Source organism: Methylobacterium sp. 092160098-2 (genome assembly GCF_028920805.1).
GTDB classification, from domain to species: Bacteria; Pseudomonadota; Alphaproteobacteria; order Rhizobiales; family Beijerinckiaceae; genus Methylobacterium; species Methylobacterium fujisawaense.
On sequence record NZ_JAQPZJ010000003.1, the window covers coordinates 645,308 to 661,742 of the forward strand.

14 protein-coding genes are annotated in these 16,435 nt (G+C 71.8%); 4 read left to right on the plus strand and 10 right to left on the minus strand.

The window, feature by feature from the left end; all coding sequences use genetic code 11:
- Positions 1-47 precede the first annotated feature (47 nt).
- Positions 48-1,748, plus strand: a complete 1,701-nt coding sequence (xseA, locus tag PQI07_RS35325) for an exodeoxyribonuclease VII large subunit (RefSeq protein WP_111474213.1) — start codon at positions 48-50, stop codon at positions 1,746-1,748.
- 48 nt (positions 1,749-1,796) lie between these two features.
- Here the strand turns inward: xseA and PQI07_RS35330 are convergent, their stop codons facing one another.
- Entirely contained in the window at positions 1,797-2,549 is a 753-nt protein-coding gene (locus PQI07_RS35330; RefSeq protein ID WP_274929135.1) for a GNAT family N-acetyltransferase, read from the minus strand.
- A 125-nt stretch (positions 2,550-2,674) separates the two neighbouring features.
- On the opposite strand from PQI07_RS35330, the gene PQI07_RS35335 reads away from it, so the two are divergent.
- A complete protein-coding gene (locus PQI07_RS35335) occupies positions 2,675-4,102 on the plus strand; it encodes an alpha/beta hydrolase (RefSeq protein ID WP_274929136.1) in 1,428 nt (475 codons plus the stop codon).
- Complete coding sequence (locus PQI07_RS35340) at positions 4,099-5,646, plus strand: GMC family oxidoreductase (protein WP_274929137.1); 1,548 nt, start codon at positions 4,099-4,101, stop codon at positions 5,644-5,646. Before PQI07_RS35335 ends, PQI07_RS35340 begins: the two co-directional genes overlap by 4 nt.
- 7 nt (positions 5,647-5,653) lie before the next feature.
- On the opposite strand, the gene PQI07_RS35345 is transcribed toward PQI07_RS35340, so the two are convergent.
- Both PQI07_RS35345 and PQI07_RS35350 read right to left on the minus strand, forming a co-directional pair.
- Positions 5,654-6,370: a GNAT family N-acetyltransferase gene (locus PQI07_RS35345; RefSeq protein WP_182591947.1), complete on the minus strand. Its 717-nt coding sequence runs from the start codon at positions 6,368-6,370 to the stop codon at positions 5,654-5,656.
- Positions 6,367-6,993, minus strand: a complete 627-nt coding sequence (locus PQI07_RS35350) for an FMN-binding negative transcriptional regulator (protein ID WP_043351384.1) — start codon at positions 6,991-6,993, stop codon at positions 6,367-6,369. The genes PQI07_RS35345 and PQI07_RS35350 overlap by 4 nt, the downstream gene beginning before the upstream one ends.
- A gap of 98 nt (positions 6,994-7,091) precedes the next feature.
- Here PQI07_RS35350 and pdxR point away from each other — a divergent pair, with 98 nt between their 5' ends.
- A complete protein-coding gene (pdxR, locus tag PQI07_RS35355) occupies positions 7,092-8,597 on the plus strand; it encodes a MocR-like pyridoxine biosynthesis transcription factor PdxR (protein ID WP_274929138.1) in 1,506 nt (501 codons plus the stop codon).
- On the opposite strand, the gene PQI07_RS35360 is transcribed toward pdxR, so the two are convergent.
- The 7 genes from PQI07_RS35360 to PQI07_RS35390 all read right to left on the minus strand — a co-directional run bounded on the left by PQI07_RS35360 (position 8,572) and on the right by PQI07_RS35390 (position 16,419).
- Complete coding sequence (locus PQI07_RS35360; protein ID WP_274929139.1) at positions 8,572-8,877, minus strand: hypothetical protein; 306 nt, start codon at positions 8,875-8,877, stop codon at positions 8,572-8,574. The genes pdxR and PQI07_RS35360 overlap by 26 nt on opposite strands.
- A 287-nt stretch (positions 8,878-9,164) precedes the next feature.
- Positions 9,165-10,424 (minus strand): hypothetical protein, encoded by a 1,260-nt coding sequence (locus PQI07_RS35365; protein ID WP_043755758.1) that lies wholly within the window; start codon positions 10,422-10,424, stop codon positions 9,165-9,167.
- A gap of 88 nt (positions 10,425-10,512) precedes the next feature.
- Positions 10,513-11,562 (minus strand): ABC transporter ATP-binding protein, encoded by a 1,050-nt coding sequence (locus PQI07_RS35370; RefSeq protein WP_374701321.1) that lies wholly within the window; start codon positions 11,560-11,562, stop codon positions 10,513-10,515.
- Between the two features lie 20 nt (positions 11,563-11,582).
- Positions 11,583-12,638 carry an ABC transporter ATP-binding protein gene (locus PQI07_RS35375; RefSeq protein ID WP_274929140.1) on the minus strand — a complete coding sequence of 352 codons (1,056 nt, stop codon included), beginning with the start codon at positions 12,636-12,638 and terminating at the stop codon, positions 11,583-11,585.
- Positions 12,635-13,570 (minus strand): ABC transporter permease, encoded by a 936-nt coding sequence (locus PQI07_RS35380; RefSeq protein WP_043351394.1) that lies wholly within the window; start codon positions 13,568-13,570, stop codon positions 12,635-12,637. Before PQI07_RS35380 ends, PQI07_RS35375 begins: the two co-directional genes overlap by 4 nt.
- 14 nt (positions 13,571-13,584) lie before the next feature.
- On the minus strand, positions 13,585-14,538 hold the full coding sequence (locus tag PQI07_RS35385) for an ABC transporter permease (protein ID WP_274929141.1): 954 nt from the start codon (positions 14,536-14,538) through the stop codon (positions 13,585-13,587).
- Positions 14,539-14,796: 258 nt separating this feature from the next.
- A complete protein-coding gene (locus PQI07_RS35390; RefSeq protein ID WP_053609973.1) occupies positions 14,797-16,419 on the minus strand; it encodes an ABC transporter substrate-binding protein in 1,623 nt (540 codons plus the stop codon).
- Between the last annotated feature and the right edge of the window lie 16 nt (positions 16,420-16,435).

The following is a 16,435-nucleotide window of genomic DNA, read 5'->3' on the forward strand; positions in this document are numbered from 1 at the left end:
CACAGCGGACCTTTGACTGTCCTGCCGGAGCCCCCTAGCGTCCGGCCATGCCCCTCGTGCCGCCCCCGCGCCCCGCAGCCCAGCCCGCGGCGGATATCCCGCCGACCCGCGTGCTCAATGCCAACCAGCCCGAATGGTCGGTGGGCGAACTGGCCGGTGCCCTGAAACGCACGCTGGAGGACGCCTTCGGCCATGTCCGCCTGCGCGGCGAGATCTCGGGCTATCGCGGCCAGCACGGCTCGGGCCACGCCTATTTCTCCCTGAAGGACGGGCAGGCGCGGATCGACGCGGTGGTCTGGAAGGGTGTGTTCGGCCGCCTGCGCCAGCGCCCCCAGGAGGGGCTGGAGGTCGTCGCCACCGGTCGCATCACCACCTTTCCCGGAAAGTCTTCCTATCAGATCGTCATCGAGAACCTAGAGCCGGCGGGTCTCGGGGCCTGGATGGCTCTTCTGGAGGAGCGCAAGAAGCTGCTCGCCGCCGAGGGGCTGTTCGCCCCCGAGCACAAGCGGCCCATCCCCTACCTGCCGCAGGTCGTCGGCGTCGTCACTTCGCCGACCGGCGCGGTGATCCGCGACATCCTCCACAGGCTGGAGGACCGATTCCCGCGGCCCGTCCTGGTCTGGCCGGTGCGGGTCCAGGGCGACGGCGCGGCCGAGGAGGTCGCGGCCGCGATCCGCGGCTTCAACGCGCTTCCGGCGGGCGGCGCGATCCCGCGCCCGGACGTGCTGATCGTCGCTCGCGGCGGCGGCTCCATCGAGGATCTCTGGGCCTTCAACGAGGAATGCGTCGTCCGCGCCGCCTTCGAGAGCGCGATCCCGCTGATCTCGGCGGTCGGGCACGAGACCGACACCACGCTGATCGACTACGTGTCCGATCGCCGGGCGCCGACCCCGACGGGCGCCGCCGAGATGGCGGTGCCGGTCCGCGCCGACCTGATCGCCACGGTGGCGGACCTCTCCGCCCGCGGCAGAGGGGCGGTCGGGCGCCGGATCGACCGCGACCGGTCGGATCTGCGCGCCCTCGGACGTGCTCTGCCCAGTGCCGACGCCCTGCTGGCGGCCAAGCGCCAGCGGCTCGACCTCGCCGAGGCGCGCCTCGCCCCGGCCCTCGCGGCGGGCGCCAGCCGCCATCGCGCGCGGCTCCAGCTCCTCCTCGACCGGATGGCCCGGCGCTCGCCCGACGTGGTCCTCGCCAACGCCCGCGCGCGGCTGGCGCGGATCGACCACCGGCCGCTCAATGCCCTGCGCAACGACGTCCAGCGCAAGGGCGAAGCCCTGATCCAGCTCGGGCGGCGCCTCGTCGTCGCGCGGGAGGCCGGCCTGGAACGGGCCCGGGCGCTGCAGGCGCGCCACACCGACCGCCTGCACGCGCTGTCGGAGCGCCTCGCCCAGGCCGGGGCGCGCAGCATCGAGCGCCGCCGCGACCGTCTGGACGGGCTGGCGGGCCTGCTCGGTTCGCTCAGCTACCGCGCCGTGCTCGACCGCGGCTACGTGCTGGTGCGCGATGCCGCGGGGCTGCCGATGCGCCGCGCCGCGGATGCGGCGGCGGCCACCCGCCTCAGTCTGCAGTTCGCCGACGGGACCGTGACGGCCGTGCCCGACGGGACGGCTGATCCGTCCGGGACGTCCGATCCATCCCCGTCGGCGAAGCCCGCGCGTCGCGGCGGCGCGGCCTCGCCGGCAACGTCGGGCAGGCGGACCGGTACGCGCCCTGCCCCGACGCGGCAGGGCTCGCTGTTCGACGCCTGAGACGACGGCCGGAGCGGGTGCGGGACTGGGCCACATCCGGCTCGCGTCTCAGCCGGGCTCCGGACCGACCCGATAGTGATAGCGGTACAGTTCGCGCTCGAAGCCGAGGGCGCGGTAGAGCGCCCGCGCCGGCGTGTTCGCCGCGACGACCTGCAGGCAGGCCGCCCGGGCGCCCTCCGCCCTCCCCCAGCGCAGCAGCGCGGCCACGGCGCGCCGGGCATGGCCGCGGCCGCGCAGGGGGTCAGGGGTGGCCACCGCCTCGATGACCAGACAACCACCGTCGAGCACCCCGAAGGCGATCGCGCCGATCCCGCCCTCGGCCACGGCCGCCGCGAAGGCCCGCGGCAGGGACAGGGCGGCGACGGTGTCGCGGAAGACCTGCGCGGCTGCGGCGTCCGCGTGGTTCACGGCATCGCGCACCGCCAGCCAGTCCTCACCGGGGACGGCGGCGACCGTCGCTGCCGGCTCAGGCGCCGCCGGCAGGTCATCGAGCGCGCGGAGCAGTGTGCAGGTCTCGTCCACGACGGCGAAGTCCGCGCGGGACAGGAGCGGCTCCATCTGCGGGGCGATCGCCGGAATCCGGAAGATCGCGCGCCGCCCCAGACGCTCGTAGATGGCGCGCGCGGCCTCGATGGCCGGTCCGGGCGCACCGCTCCCCCGCATGGGCGTCACGGAATTCTGCCGCTTCGAACGCCCGCCCGCGGCGCGCAGCAGGTAGCCGTGGATCAGGAGTTCGCGCGGGCTCGGCCAGGCGTTGAGGCAGGCTTCTTCCACGCGCCAGGCCTGTTCAAGATCCGTCACCACGGTCTCCTCCGTATGCCGTGATCGCACGTCTTCCCGGCTTGACCGATCGGTCCGGGGCAAAACGTCGGCCATGCGGCGTCGCGTACGCTTGAAGCACTCTGGCACCGCGCGATGTCTCCGCAATGTCCGAACCTGAAGTCCTGTTCTGCCTTCACTTCCTGGGGGGCAGCGCCCGAAGCTGGGAGCCTTTGGCGTGTGCCCTCGCGGGGACGCCGCTGACATGTGTGCCGGTCGATTTGCCGGGCTTCGGCGATGCCGCCGGCACGCCGGGCTATTCCGTCGCCGCGATGGCCGATCACGTGGCCGAAGCCATCCGCGCGCGAGCTCCGGCCCGGTTCGGGATCGCCGGTCACAGCATGGGGGCAAAGGTCGCCTTGGCCTTGGCGCGCCGGGCCGAGGATGGCGAAGCGGGTCTGACCGGCCTGACCGATCTCATCCTGGTCTCCGGCTCGCCGCCGAGCCCGGAGCCGATCCCGGAGGACCGGCGCGCCGAGATGCTCGCCTGGATCGATGCGGATCCCGAGACGCGGCGGCGCGAGGCTCAGGCCTTCATACGCGCGAATGTCGGCGACCGGCTGGACCCTGAGACCGAGGAACGGGCGGTAGCCGACGTCCTGCGGGCCGCGCCGGCCGCCTGGAAGGCTTGGCTCGAGGCGGGCGCCAACGAGGATTGGTGCCGCCGCGTCGGCGTCCTGCGCACCCCGGCGCTGATTCTGGCCGGATCCGAGGACGCCGACCTCGGACCCGACGCGCAGCAGGCCCTGACGGCGCCCCACCTCGCACATCATCGCCTCGTGACGGTCGACGGCGTCGGCCATCTCCTGCCGCTGGAGCGGCCGGCCGCCCTGGCCGACGGGCTGCGCGCCCATTTCGACGACCGGCCCCGCCGACCGGTTGAGGCGGCCCCGACGGTGGCGCCGGACTACGCGGCGCTGATCGCCTCCGAGCGGGTCAACGGCCGCCTGCGCCAGGCGCTCGCGGAGCGCGCCGCGCCGGACGACCCCGCCTATCGACCGGCGGCCCTCGACCCTGTGGAACTCGCGATCCTGCGGGCCGCCCTCGCCCGGGTGATGCCGGTGCCGCATCTCGATCTCGCGGCCCGCCTCGATCGGCGGCTGGCGTCCGGCGCCGGCGACGGCTGGCGCTTCTCGGCTCTACCGCCGGACGCGGACGCCTACCGCGCCGCCCTGCGCACCCTGGATGCCGCCGCCCGGGCCGCGCAGGGCCGCCCGTTCACAACCCTCGACGCGCCACGGCAGGACGCGCTGCTCACCCTCTGCCAGCGTGGGGACCTGACGGTCCCGGACGCCCTCGGAGGCCGGCTCGACGCCGACCGGATGCGGTTCTGGTTCGAGGATCTCCGCGCCGACGCGGTGCGGCTCTGGCTCGGCCACCCGGCGGCGCTGGCGCGGATCGGCTTCTCGGGCATCGGTGCCGGCGGCGACCGGCCGGGAGAAATCGCCGACGGCCTGCCGGGCTTCCACGCGGTCGGGCTCGACGCGCCGGAACCCTGGGAGCCCCAAACGCTGCAGACGGAGGCAGGACGATGAATCTCGCGGGCATGCGGACCTACCGCGCGGACGACGTCGTCGATGCGGTCGTGGTGGGGACTGGCGCGGGCGGCGCGCCGCTCCTCGCGCGCCTCGCCGCCGCGGGCCTCAGGGTCGTGGCTCTGGAGGCCGGACCGAACTTCACGCCGGAGCGCTTCGCCTTCGACGAGACGCTGGCGGACGAGATCTACTGGACCGATGAGCGGCTGAGCGGCGGCGCGACCCCGGAGGCCTTCGGGGCGAACAACAGCGGCACGGGTGTCGGCGGCTCGACGCTGCACTGGGGTGCCTTCGTGCCCCGGGCCGACACCCGCGACCTCCGGCTCCATACGGAGACCGGCGAAGGCGTCGACTGGCCGCTGACCTACGAGGACCTGCTTCCGTTCTACGAGCGGGTGGAGCGGTTTCTCGGCGTGTCGGGCGCGCCGAGCTATCCGTGGGATGCCGGCCGGCGCTATCCCCTGCCCCCGGTCCCGCGGAATGGCCCGGCCGAGATCATGGCGCGGGCCTGCGAGGCCCGCGGCATCCGGTGGGCGGACGCGCCCGCCGCCGTGGTCTCCCAGGATTTCCAGTCCGAGGACGGACCCCGCCGCAACGCCTGCATCAATTGCGGTTTCTGCCACCAGGGTTGCCGCACGGGCGCCAAGGCGAGCATGGACGTGACCTACCTGCCGTACGCGGTGGCCCGCGGTGCCGAGATCCGGGCCGAGGCCTTCGTCCACGGCCTGGAGCGCGCTGCCGACGGCCGGGTCACCGGCGTGGTCTACCGCCAGGACGGCGAGGATCGCCGGCAGCGGTGCGGCGCCGTTTTCCTCTGTGCCGGGGCCGTCGAGACTCCGCGCCTGCTGCTCAATCTCGGGCTCGCCAATTCCAGCGGCCAGATCGGGCGCAACTACATGGGGCACGTGGCGACCCAGGTCTGGGGCACCTTCGACAACGAGGTCCGGATGAACCGGGGGTATCCGTCCTCGCTGATCACCGAGGATTTCATCCGCGCCGGCGCCGACTTCGCCGGCGGTTACCTCATCCAGAGCCTCGGCGTGGTGCCGGTGACCTTCGGCAATGCGGTAGCGCGGGGGCGCGGCCTGTGGGGGAAGCCGCTCCTCGACTACCTCGACCGCTACAACCGCCTCGCCGGCATCGGCATCAACGGCGAGACGCTGCCCTGCGACGCCAACGTGCTGACCCTCGCCGACGAGACCGACGCGCACGGGATGCGCAAGGCCCATATCAGCTTCGGCTACGGCACCAACGAGGACCGCCTCAACGCGCATGCCACGAAGGTCATGCGCGGGCTCTGGGAGGAGGCGGGGGCCGAGGACATCTGGGTGCTGGAGCGCGTCGCCCACACGCTCGGGACCTGCCGGATGGGCCGCGACGGGTCGAGCGCCGTCGTCGATCCGCACGGCCGCAGCTTCGACATCGACAACCTGTGGATCTGCGACGGCTCGACCTTCCCGAGTTCGCTCGCGGCGAACCCGGCGCTGACCATCATGGCGCTCAGCCTGCGCAGTGCGGAGGCGTTCCTGTCCGGTCGGGCCTGAGGATGCCTCAGCCCGAAGCGGCGCGCAGGTCCGCGAGCCCGTGCCGCTGCCGGCCCTCCCCGTCGAAATTCGACGGGTCCAGCCATGCGGCGAAGCCGGCGCGGACCCGCGGCCACTCCGCGGCGGTGATCGAGAACCACGCCGTGTCGCGGGAGCGGCCCTTCACCACGACGGCGTTGCGGAAGATGCCCTCGAAGGTGAAGCCCAGCCGCAATGCCGCCGCCCGGGACGGGGCGTTGAGGCTGTCGCACTTCCACTCGTAGCGCCGGTAGCCGAGTTCGTCGAAGGCCCGGGCCATCATCAGCGCCATCGCCTCCGTGGCGGCGGGCGAGCGCTGCAGACGCGGCCCGAAATGGAGATGGCCGACCTCGATCACGCCGTTGCCCGGATCGATCCGGAGATACGAGGCGATCCCGAGCGCGTCGCCGCGCGCGGGATCGAGGATCGCGTAGAACAGCGGATCCTCGCTTGTCTGCTGGGTTTCCAGCCGCGCCCGGTAGGCCGCCGCGCTCTTTGGCATCTCGTCGCCGAGGTAGGTCCAGCCGCGCGTGTCGGGGGCAGCGCTGTAGGTCTCGAACAGGGCCTCGCCATGGGCGGCGGCGTCGAGCGGGACGAGCCGGCAGGTGCGGCCCTCCATCGGCGTCCGCGGCGGGCGCGGACGCGGGCTCCAGTCCGGCAGCGCCGGGCCGATGGGTTGGCCGAAGGCGTTGAGGCGCGCGCTCACAGTCCGCTCCGCTCGGCGACCAGCCCGGCGAGACCCGCCTCGCCCTCGGCGCGCAACCCCGCGATGACCCCGTGTCGGTCGGCCTCGGGCCTGTTCTGGCTCATCTTCCACTTCCCCTCGATCCGCGTGATCGGAATCTCGATGCCGATGATTCCCCGGACCTGGGCGGCCACGAAGGGCTCCGGCGCGTCGGCCACCGCCCACGGCTCGGCCCGCGGCAACTCGCGCAGGGCGGTGAGGTCGGCGATCTGGCGCCCGAGCCACTCCACATCCTCGATCACCTGCGGCCGGCCCCAGGCATGGACGGTGGCGTAGTTCCAGGTCGGGACGACGCGGCCGTGCTCGCGCTTGCTCGCGTACCAGCTCGGGGTGACGTAGCCCTGCGGCCCCTGGAACACGATCAGGCATTCCTCCACCGCGGCGAGATCCCGGCCCTGCGGGTTGGCGCGGGCGATATGCGCCCGCAGCACGCCGTGGGGACCGGCCTCATCCAGCAGGAACGGGATCGGGTTCGCCGTCAGGCCGCCCGAGCCGGCCGTGATCAGCAGGCCGAGGGGATAGGCGCGGATCAGCGCGTGCTGAGCGGCGCGCGAATCGTCCCGGAAGTGAGGCGGCTGGTACATGGGTCCGTCCTGCGGCGGTGATGCCCACGCGTGCTTGACCGTTCGGCGGTCCAGGCAAAAGGTCCAATTCTCGAACTGCGACTGGACCAGTTTGCGCCATGTCCCGAAGCCCCCTGCCGCTGACGCTGGCCTTGGATGCCGCTGCCTCGACGCCGCTGCACGCACAGCTCCGGGAGGCCCTGCGCGCCGCGATCCTCGACCGCCGCCTGCCGCGCGGGGCCCGGCTTCCGGCCTCGCGGGTCCTGGCGGCCGATCTCGGCTGCGCGCGCGGAACCGTGGTCCTGGCGCTGGAGCAGCTGACCGCCGAGGGCTACCTGACGGCGCGGCCGGGCTCGGCGACCCGCGTCGCCGCGACCCTTCCCGACGACGCGCTTCCCGCGCCAGGCCCGATTCGGCGACCGGGCGCCGAGCCGGCCCCGAACCTGTCGCGCCGCGGCGCCCGCCTCGTCTCCGCTCCGGCACGGCGCTACATGGCGGGGCCGGGCGTGCCCGACGCCTTCGCCCTCGGCCGGCCTGCGCAGGACGCCTTCCCGTTCGAGGTCTGGGCTCGCCTGCTCCAGGCCGAGTGGCGCCACGGTCCGACGGAGAAGCCCGACCCGCGCGGATCGCCGGCCCTGCGCGGCGCCATCGCCGCCTATCTGGCGCAGGCCCGCGGCGTCGCCTGCGAGCCCGAGGACGTCATCGTCACGGCAGGCATCCGCCAGAGCCTGCGCCTGCTCGCCGAGCTGCTGCTCGATCCCGGCGAGACCGCCCTGGTCGAGGAGCCGGGTTTCCCCGGCATCGCGCAGGCCCTCGCCAGCGCCGGCCTGCGCCCGTTGCCCGTCCCGGTCGGTCCCGGCGGCCTGTCGGTGGCCCTGGCCGCCGCGCCGGCGGCGGAGGCGCGGCTCGCGGTGGTGACGCCGGCCCACCATTACCCCCTCGGGTACGCCATGAGCCTGGAGAACCGCCTCGACCTCCTGGCCTGGGCCGAGGCGGTCTCGGGCTGGATCGTCGAGGACGACTACGACGGAGCCTATCGCTATGCCGGGCGTCCGCTGGCGCCCTTGCGGGCCCTCGATCGCGGTGGACGGGTGATCTATGTCGGCAGCTTCTCCAAGCTGCTGCTCCCCGCACTGGGCTTGAGCTATCTCGTGCTGCCGCGCGGGCTCGTGGCGCCGGTGAATCAGGCCCTCGCGGAGACGGGGCCCGCCCCGCCCGGGATCGGTCAGTGGGCGCTGGCCCGGTTCATCGAGGACGGACACCTCGCCGGTCATCTCCGCCGGACGCGACGCCTCTACGCCCTGCGCCAGGAGGCGCTGATCGAGGCCGCGCGCCGCCATGCCGGGGATGTCGCCGCAATCGCCCCCATGGAGGGCGGGATGCACGTCATCGCCCGGCCGGGGCCAGCCTGGGGCGCAGCCCTCACCGACGTGGCCGCCGCAGCCGCACTCGGCCGGGCGGGAATCTCCGCGGTCGCGCTCTCGGCCTATCATGCCGGGCCGGCGGAGCCGGGCTTGCTGCTCGGCTATGCCGCTGTGCCGGAGCGGGCGATCGACCCGGCCGTGCTGCGCCTGGCGGAGACCCTGCGCGCCGTCCCGATCACTCCGGTCGCGGTGTCAGCGTGACGACGGTGCGCCCCTGGGCGGCCCGCACGTCCAGGCTCCGCAGGGCCTTCATCCGGACGGTCGCGCCGCGGTCCGGTGCGACGCGCACGATGCGTTCCCCGTCGATGCGCAGGCTGAAGGCGGTCTCCCCCGTGACCCGCAGCAGCCTTGCGCCCCGGAAGGGCGCGAGGGTCACAGGCGTCCAGCCGGCCTGAGCCGTGATCCGGACCGGCGCGGGACGCCCCGTCCGCCTGCCCTGCGCGAGCCACGCGAGCGCGCCGATGGTGATGAGCGCCAGCACGAACCGGCGGGGCCGCGGCGCGCGGCGGTCGATGCAATGGAGGCGCTGGGAGAAGCAGGGCTTCCGGGGCGGACGGCGCCGTCGCGCGCGCGGGTCGGTCCAATTCCGGTGACGGCACCAGCAGGACGTGGACCGCGGGGACGGGCCCGTCATCCGGGCCGGACCGCGGCAGCTCCTGGGCGGCGCCGCAGAAGGGGCAGAACCGGACGGCGATGTAGTGGCCACGCCCGCAGGTGGTGCAATGGCGGTCCGGCGACAGAGGGGCTGCGGTCACGGTCGGAGTGCCGTCAGTGCACGATCGCGCCCGTTTCCATGAACCGGGCCAGGCGCACGATCAGCGGGGCGACCATCACCCGGTCGAGCTGCGGCAGCAATCCGGTTCGGGCATGGGCGACATTGGCTTCAGCCTGCTCCCGGGCCAGACGATGCCAGCGCGCCCGGTCGCCCCGACACGTCGCCCAGGCCCGCTCGATCGACCGGAACACGAGCGGCAGGCGCTCGGCCGGGTCGGCCGCGAGATCGTAATGGTGGTCGATCAGGCCGCCGAAGGTCTGGAAGCCGAGTTCGGACAGCCGCTCGACGGCGCGCGGCGCGCCCACCATCACGAAGGGCAGGCCCGTCGCCGCCGCCTTGATGGATTTCTCGGTGATGCGCTCGACACCCAGCTCGAAGAAGTCGGTCTCCGAGATGACGGTCAGGTCGCACTCCGCGTAGGCGCCCGTGTCGAGGGTCATGACCATGTCGGTGCCCTGATCGGCATCGATCCGCCGCGCCCGGCGCGGGATCCAGCTGCCGACATCGGCGAGCAGAGGGCCGAAAGCCGCCTCGATCTCCGGCGGAGCGTGGAAGACGTTGATGCCGCCCGCCTTCGGGTTGTCCTCGCCGATGCCGTGGAAGGAGATCAGCCCGTCCCTGTCCAGCCCGTTGAGCTGGAACCACCGGTAGAGCAGCACCCGGTGCCAGCGCAAAGCCGCGTTCTGGCAGAGGAAGCGGGCCGGGCCGGAGGCGCGGGCGAAGGGCGTGTAGCCGGTGCGATCGAGGGCATGCTGGGGGAAGAGCCGCGGACCCGCCTCGGCGTCCAGCCAGAGGGCAACCTGGAGCGGGAAGAACTCGAAGGTCCAGAACCGCAGGCCCTCGCCGTAGAGCCGCTCGTAATCGAGCCGCAGCAGCCGGTTCTGCGTGACCAGGATCACCCGATCGCGCGGGATGCCGAGCCCCGCGAGGTTGCGGTGAAGCGCCTCGAAGGTCGGCGCGTGCAGGCCCGGCCCCTCGTTGGAGAGATCGAGGAGGAGCGCGGCGCGCCCGGCGCGGAGGTTCTCGGCGTCTCCCGGTTCGAGGAGGTCGAGGCGGCCGTTCGCCTCCGGAAAGCCGAGGCGCACGAAATCGAGGACGGGGAGGCAGAGGACGTGATTCGCCGTGCCGGGCTGCGCCGTGACGGTGATCCGCTTGCCCAGCCAGCCGAGGGCCGCCGTCAGGAAGTGCCCGGCCTCGCCCCGGGGAACGAGCAGGATCTCGGACGAGACTGGCTCGGAGAGGACTTGGCTCATCGTGACGCCCGCGCGGCCGGATCGGACGCGGTCCGCCACCGCGGGACCGCGCCGAGCCGGATAAAGCCTCGGCGCGGGGGCGTCGAGGTCAGGCCGGGACCGGCTCGGCGGCGCGCACGGGCGTCGGGCCGGCCCGGTAGGCCGCCGAGGCCTCCTCGGTCCGCCAGCAGGCGACGCGGTGGCCGGGGGCGATCTCGGCGACCGGCGGCATCTCCCGGCGGCAGCGCTCCTCGGCCAGGAAGCAGCGCGGCGCGAAGGGGCAGCCCGGCGGGCGGTTCGCGAGGTCGGGCGGGCTGCCCGGGATGGTCTCAAGCCGGGAGCCCTTGGCCAGCGCCCCTTCCGCCCGGCTGCGCAGAAGGCCGATCGTGTAGGGGTGGTGCGGGTCCAGGACCACCTGATGCGCGGTGCCGGTCTCGACGATCTTGCCCGCGTACATCACGGCAATCCGGTCGGCGACCTCCACGGCCGCGCCGAGATCGTGGGTGACGATGATGATCGACAGGCCGAGGTCGCGCTGGAGCTCGCGCAGGAGCAGCAGCACCTGGATCTGCACCGTGGCGTCCAGCGCCGTGGTCGGCTCGTCGGCGAGCAGCACCTGCGGCCGGCAGGCCAGCGCCAGCGCGATCATCGCTCTCTGGCGCATGCCGCCCGACATCTCGTGCGGGTAGTTGTCGAGCCGCCGCTCCGGGCTCGGGATCCGCACCCGCTCGAACAGGGCCAGCGCCCGCTTCCGGGCTTCGTCCTTGGAGATCGTCTCGTGGCGCAGGATCGCCTCGGTGATCTGCCGGCCCACGGTGTAGACCGGGTCGAAGGCGAGCAGCGGCTCTTGGAAGATCATCGAGACGTCGCCGCCGCGGAAATCGGCGAGCTGACGCTTGGTGAGCGCCTGTACGTCCCTGCCGGCGGCCAGGATCCGGCCCTCGATGCGGCTGCGCCCTTCCGGGAAGAGCCGCAGGATCGCGCGGAGCGTGACGCTCTTGCCGGAACCGGATTCGCCGATCAGCGCCATCGCCTGACCGCGCTCCACGGTAAGGTCGACGCCGTCGACCACCTGAACCTTGCCGAAGGCGACGCGCAGGTCCTTGAGGACGACTGCGGGTTCTGAGGAAGAGATCGGCGTGCTCATCGGCGTGCTCATCGGCGTGCTCATGGGCATGCTCATGCGGCGAGCGCGTCTGCGCGGGCCGCAGAATGGCCCGATCCGGGCTGACGGGCGAGGCAGGCGACACGGTGCAGGGGCCGGATCGCGTCGAGGGGCGGTTCCTTCTGGCTGCACACGCCCTCCGCCAGGGCGCAGCGCGGGTGGAAGCGGCAGCCCGGGGGCGGGTCGATCGGGTTCGGCGGGTCGCCGGCCAGCAGCGCGGCCTGGGTGCGGTTGTCGGGATCGAGCGACGGCATCGAGGCGAGCAGCGCCTCGGTGTAGGGATGCGCCGGTGCGTCGAGCACCGTGTCGGACGGCCCGATCTCCGCAACCCGGCCGAGATACATCACCATCACCCTGTCGGAGATGAAGCGCACGACGTTCAGGTCGTGGCTGATGAAGATGTAGGTCAGGCCGAACTCGGCCTTGAGGTCGAGCAGCAGGTTCAGGACCTGCGCCTCCACGGACTTGTCGAGCGCCGAGACCGCCTCGTCGAGCAGCACGAGCCGCGGCTCCAGGGCGAGGGAGCGGGCGATGTTGACCCGCTGGCGCTGGCCGCCGGAGATCTCGTGCGGGTAGCGCCCGGCGAAGCGCTTCGGCTCCAGGCCGACCCGGGCGAGAAGCGCGCGGGCGCGCTCCACGGCTTCCCGGCTGGAGACACCGTTGACCTTCGGGCCGAAGGCGATCGACTGCTCGACGGTCATGCGCGGATTGAGCGACGCGTAGCTGTCCTGGAAGACCATCTGGACCTCGCGGCGGTAGGCCCGCCAGGGCATGGCGCGCTCGCCGATCGCCTGGCCGTCGTACAGCATCTGGCCGGAATCGCGTTCGATTAGGCCCATGAGCAGCTTGGCGGTGGTGGACTTGCCGCAGCCGGACTCGCCGACGATGCCGAGCGTCTCACCCTTCAGGACGTCGAAATCGACGCCGTCGACGGCGCGCACGACCTGTTTCTTGCCGCCGGCCTTGCGGACCGGGAAGTGCTTGATCAGCCCTGAGACCGACAGGAGCGGCTGGGCGGGTCCGCCGCGGTCGCGGGCGAACGGGTCGGGGGCGTCCGGGATGACGCTCACTGGCGAATCTCCATGGCGGACCGGAGCCCGTCCGAGAACAGGTTGAAGGCGATCGAGACGATGAAGATGCAGACGCCCGGGAGGGCGGCCACGACCGGGTTGACGTAGATCGCGGTGCGCAGGGTGTTCAGCATCAGGCCCCATTCGGGCTCGGGCGGGCGCACGCCGAGGCCGAGGAACGACAGGCCGGAGGCCAGGATCATCGAGACCGAGATCAGGCTGGTTGCGTAGACGAAGATCGGCCCGACGACGTTGCCCAGCACCTGCACGCGCATGATCGTCAACGCCGAGGCGCCCGACAGCTTGGCGGCGTCGATGTAATCGCGCTTGCGGATGCCCGTGGTGACGCTCTCCGCCACCCGGGCGATCTGGGGCACGAAAACGCAGGTCAGCGAGACGATCGAGTTGAATATGCCGGCGCCGAGCGCCCCGGACAGCGCGATCGCGAGGAGCACGGACGGAAACGCGAAGAAGACGTCGATGGTGCGCATCAGGATTGTGTTGGTCCAGCCTCCGACATAGCCCGCCAGGATGCCGATGCCGGAGCCGATCACGAAGGCGATCAGCACCGGGGTGACGCCGATGAACAGCGACAGCCGCGAGCCCAGCATCAGCCGGCTGATCATGTCGCGGCCGAGCTCGTCCGAGCCCAGCCAGTAGGTGGCGTCGCCGACATGCTTCAGGCGGCGCAGCATGGAGCCCTTGTAGGGATCCATCGGCGTGATCCATGGCGAGAGGATCGCGATGAGCACGACGATCAGGATCACGGCGCCGGCGCCCATGGCGACGGGGTCGCGCACCAGACGGTGGCCGACATGGCCCCAGAAGCCCCGCGACGGGGCGAAGGCGGCCTCCGGTCCGTGGGTCACGTCCTCGGCGGCAAGCACGCCGCCGTCGAGGGCCACGGAGGCGGCGGTGACGGGAGCAGTCATCATCGGGCTCCGGGTCAGGCGCGCTCGATGCGCGGGTCGAGGGCGGTCTGCATCACGTCCACCAGCAGGTTGAGGGCCACGAAGAACATCGCCAGCACGAGGATCGAGCCCTGCAGCAGGGGCAGGTCCCGCTGGAAGATCGCGGCGTTGAGGAGGAAGCCGGTGCCCGGCCACGCGAACACGGTCTCGACCAGGATCGAGCCGCCCAGCAGGTAGCCGAGCTGCAGGCCCATGATGGCCAGCGCCGTCGGGGCGGCGTTGCGCACCACGTGCCGGAACACGCCGCGCTCATCCATGCCCTTGGCGCGCAGGGCCTCGACGAAGTCCTGGGACAGGATGTCGGCTACCAGCGCCCGGACCGTGCGGGCGATGATCCCCATCGGGATCACCGACATCGTGATCGCCGGCAGGATCAGGTAACGCAGGTGCTCGAAGTCGGGCCGCCAGTTGCCGGAGCCGTCGGGCCCGGCGCCGGTGGGCGGAAGCCAGCCGAGATTGGCCGAGAACACGATCACCAGGACCATGCCGAGCCAGTAATGCGGCACGCTCACGCCGAAGACCGAGACGGCGGAGGCGGCCCGGTCGGCCAGCGAGTTGCGGTGGTAGCCCGCCACGAAGCCGAACAGGGTGCCGAAGGTGAACCCGATCACGATCGCCACGGAGGCGAGGATCAGCGAGTTCACCACGGCGCGGCTGACCTCGCCGAGCACCGGCCGGCCCGTGGCGATGGAGGTGCCGAGATCGCCGTGCAGCACGTGCCACAGCCAGATCAGGTACTGGACCGGCAGGGGCTTATCGAACCCGTAGGCGGCCCGCATCTCGTCGATGGTCGCCTGGGTGGCGTCGGCGGGCAGGACCGCGCTCAGGGGATCGCCCGGCGCGAGATGGACGAGGAGGAAGCAGACGACGCTGACCCCGAACGCCACGGGCGTCACGTAGACCAGCCGTTTGAGGATGTAGAGCAGCATTATTCGCCTTTTGGCCCACCGATATTTTGTCGCCGTCCGGTCGCCCCCGCCGTGGAGAGCCTTCGAAGATCACGCTTCGGTCCTTGCGAGGCGCGACAATCCCCCCTCTCCCGTGCGGGAGAGGGTTGGGGTGAGGGATCAGGTCCATCCGGAGAGGTCGCACCCCGCACCCTGTCCCTCTCCCGCATGGGAGAGGGAACCCGCCCCTCCAGAAAACCCGCTCGGTGCCTCCGATAGCTCGCAGGCACGACGGCGGCGCTACCGCCCCGCCGTCGCCATCGTAATCTTCGAGAAGTCCTGGAACCAGTTCTGCGCCTGGACGAAGCCCTTGACCTTCGGGCTCATCGCCCGCGGATTGACGTCGTGCGTGATCATAATGAACAGCGCGTCGTCGACATACTTCTCGTGGATCTTCTCCAGGACCTTGGTCTGCTCGGCCTTGTCGAAGGTGTTGCGGACCTGATCGAACAGCTTGTCCATCGCGGGATCACAGTAATAGCCCCAGTTCGTGCCGTTCGGCGGGGCGAAGTTGCACTGCAGATGGCGGATGAAGCCGGTGAACGGATCCTGGATGAAGTACGAGTAGTTGATCGCCGAGACGCCGCGGGAGATGTCGGCCTTGGCGCCGGCCCGCCAGATGTTGATGAGCGTGTTCCACTCGACCACCTCGTAATCGACCTGGATGCCCACGTCGGCGAGGTTCTGCTGGACGAATTCGTTCATCGGCAGCGGCTGCATCTGGCCCGAGCCCGAGGCCGAGATCGCCACCTTCAGCTTCAGCGGCTTCGCGGGGCTGTAGCCGGCTTCGGCGAGCAGCTTCTTGGCGGCGTCGGGGTCATATTTCACATCGAAGGTCGGATGGCCGAACCATTGATGGCCGGGCGGCATGAAGCCCTTGGCGGGGATCGCGAGGCCGCCGAGCAGTTCCTTCAGACCGTCGCGATCGATGGCGAGATTCGCCGCCTTGCGCACGCGGATGTCGTTCCAGGGCGAGCCCTCGACGCGCGAGAGGTGCCACGTCCAATTATGCGGGTAGGCGTTGGTGACGACGGTGAAGCCGGCGCTCTTCAGCGACGCCACCGAGTCCGGAGCGGGCGCCTCGATCCAGTCCACCTGACCGGAGCGGAGCGCTGCGGTCCGGGCATTGGCCTCCGGCAGCGGGATCAGAACGAGCTTGTCGAGCTTCGGGACGCGGTTCGCGTCCCAGTATTCCTTGAACGGCACCATCTCGGCGCGCTCGCGCGGGGCGAACAGGGTCAGCTTCCACGGGCCGGTGCCCGAGGGCTGCTTGGCGAAGGCGTCCCAGGACTTGCCGAGCTTCTCCCACTGGGCGGGCGAGGACATCATGATCCAGGCGATCTGGTAGGGCAGCGTCGCGTCGGGGGCCTTGGTGGTGATCTCGACGGTCAGCGGGTCGACCACCCGGTAGCTCGCCACCGCCGGGATGCGGGTCTTGCCCTGGGCGGATTGGCGCGGGTCGTATTGCGGCGCGTCGGCCTTCAGGAGCTTGTCGAGGTTCCAGACCACCGCGTCGGCGGTGAAGTCCGAGCCGTCGTGGAATTTCACGCCCGGCCGGAGCTTGAAGGTCCACTTGGTCTTGTCGGTGGCGTCGACGCCCCAGCTGGTGGCGAGGCCCGGCACGAGGTCGGAGGCCAGTTCGGCGCTCGACAGGTCCCAATTGATCAGGCCGTCATAGACCGTGTAGCCCATGAACCGCATGCCCTCGCCGCCATTGTCGGTCTGGCCGGTGGTGAGAGGTATGTCGGAGGCGGTCATGCCGATCCGCAGCGTCCCCTGCGCGAGGGCAGCGGTGCTCGCGGAGAGTGCCAGGGCGCCGGCCAGCGCCGCACGGGCGCCGAGTTTTCTCAGACGGGACAGCATCTTGCGTCGGGTGCTC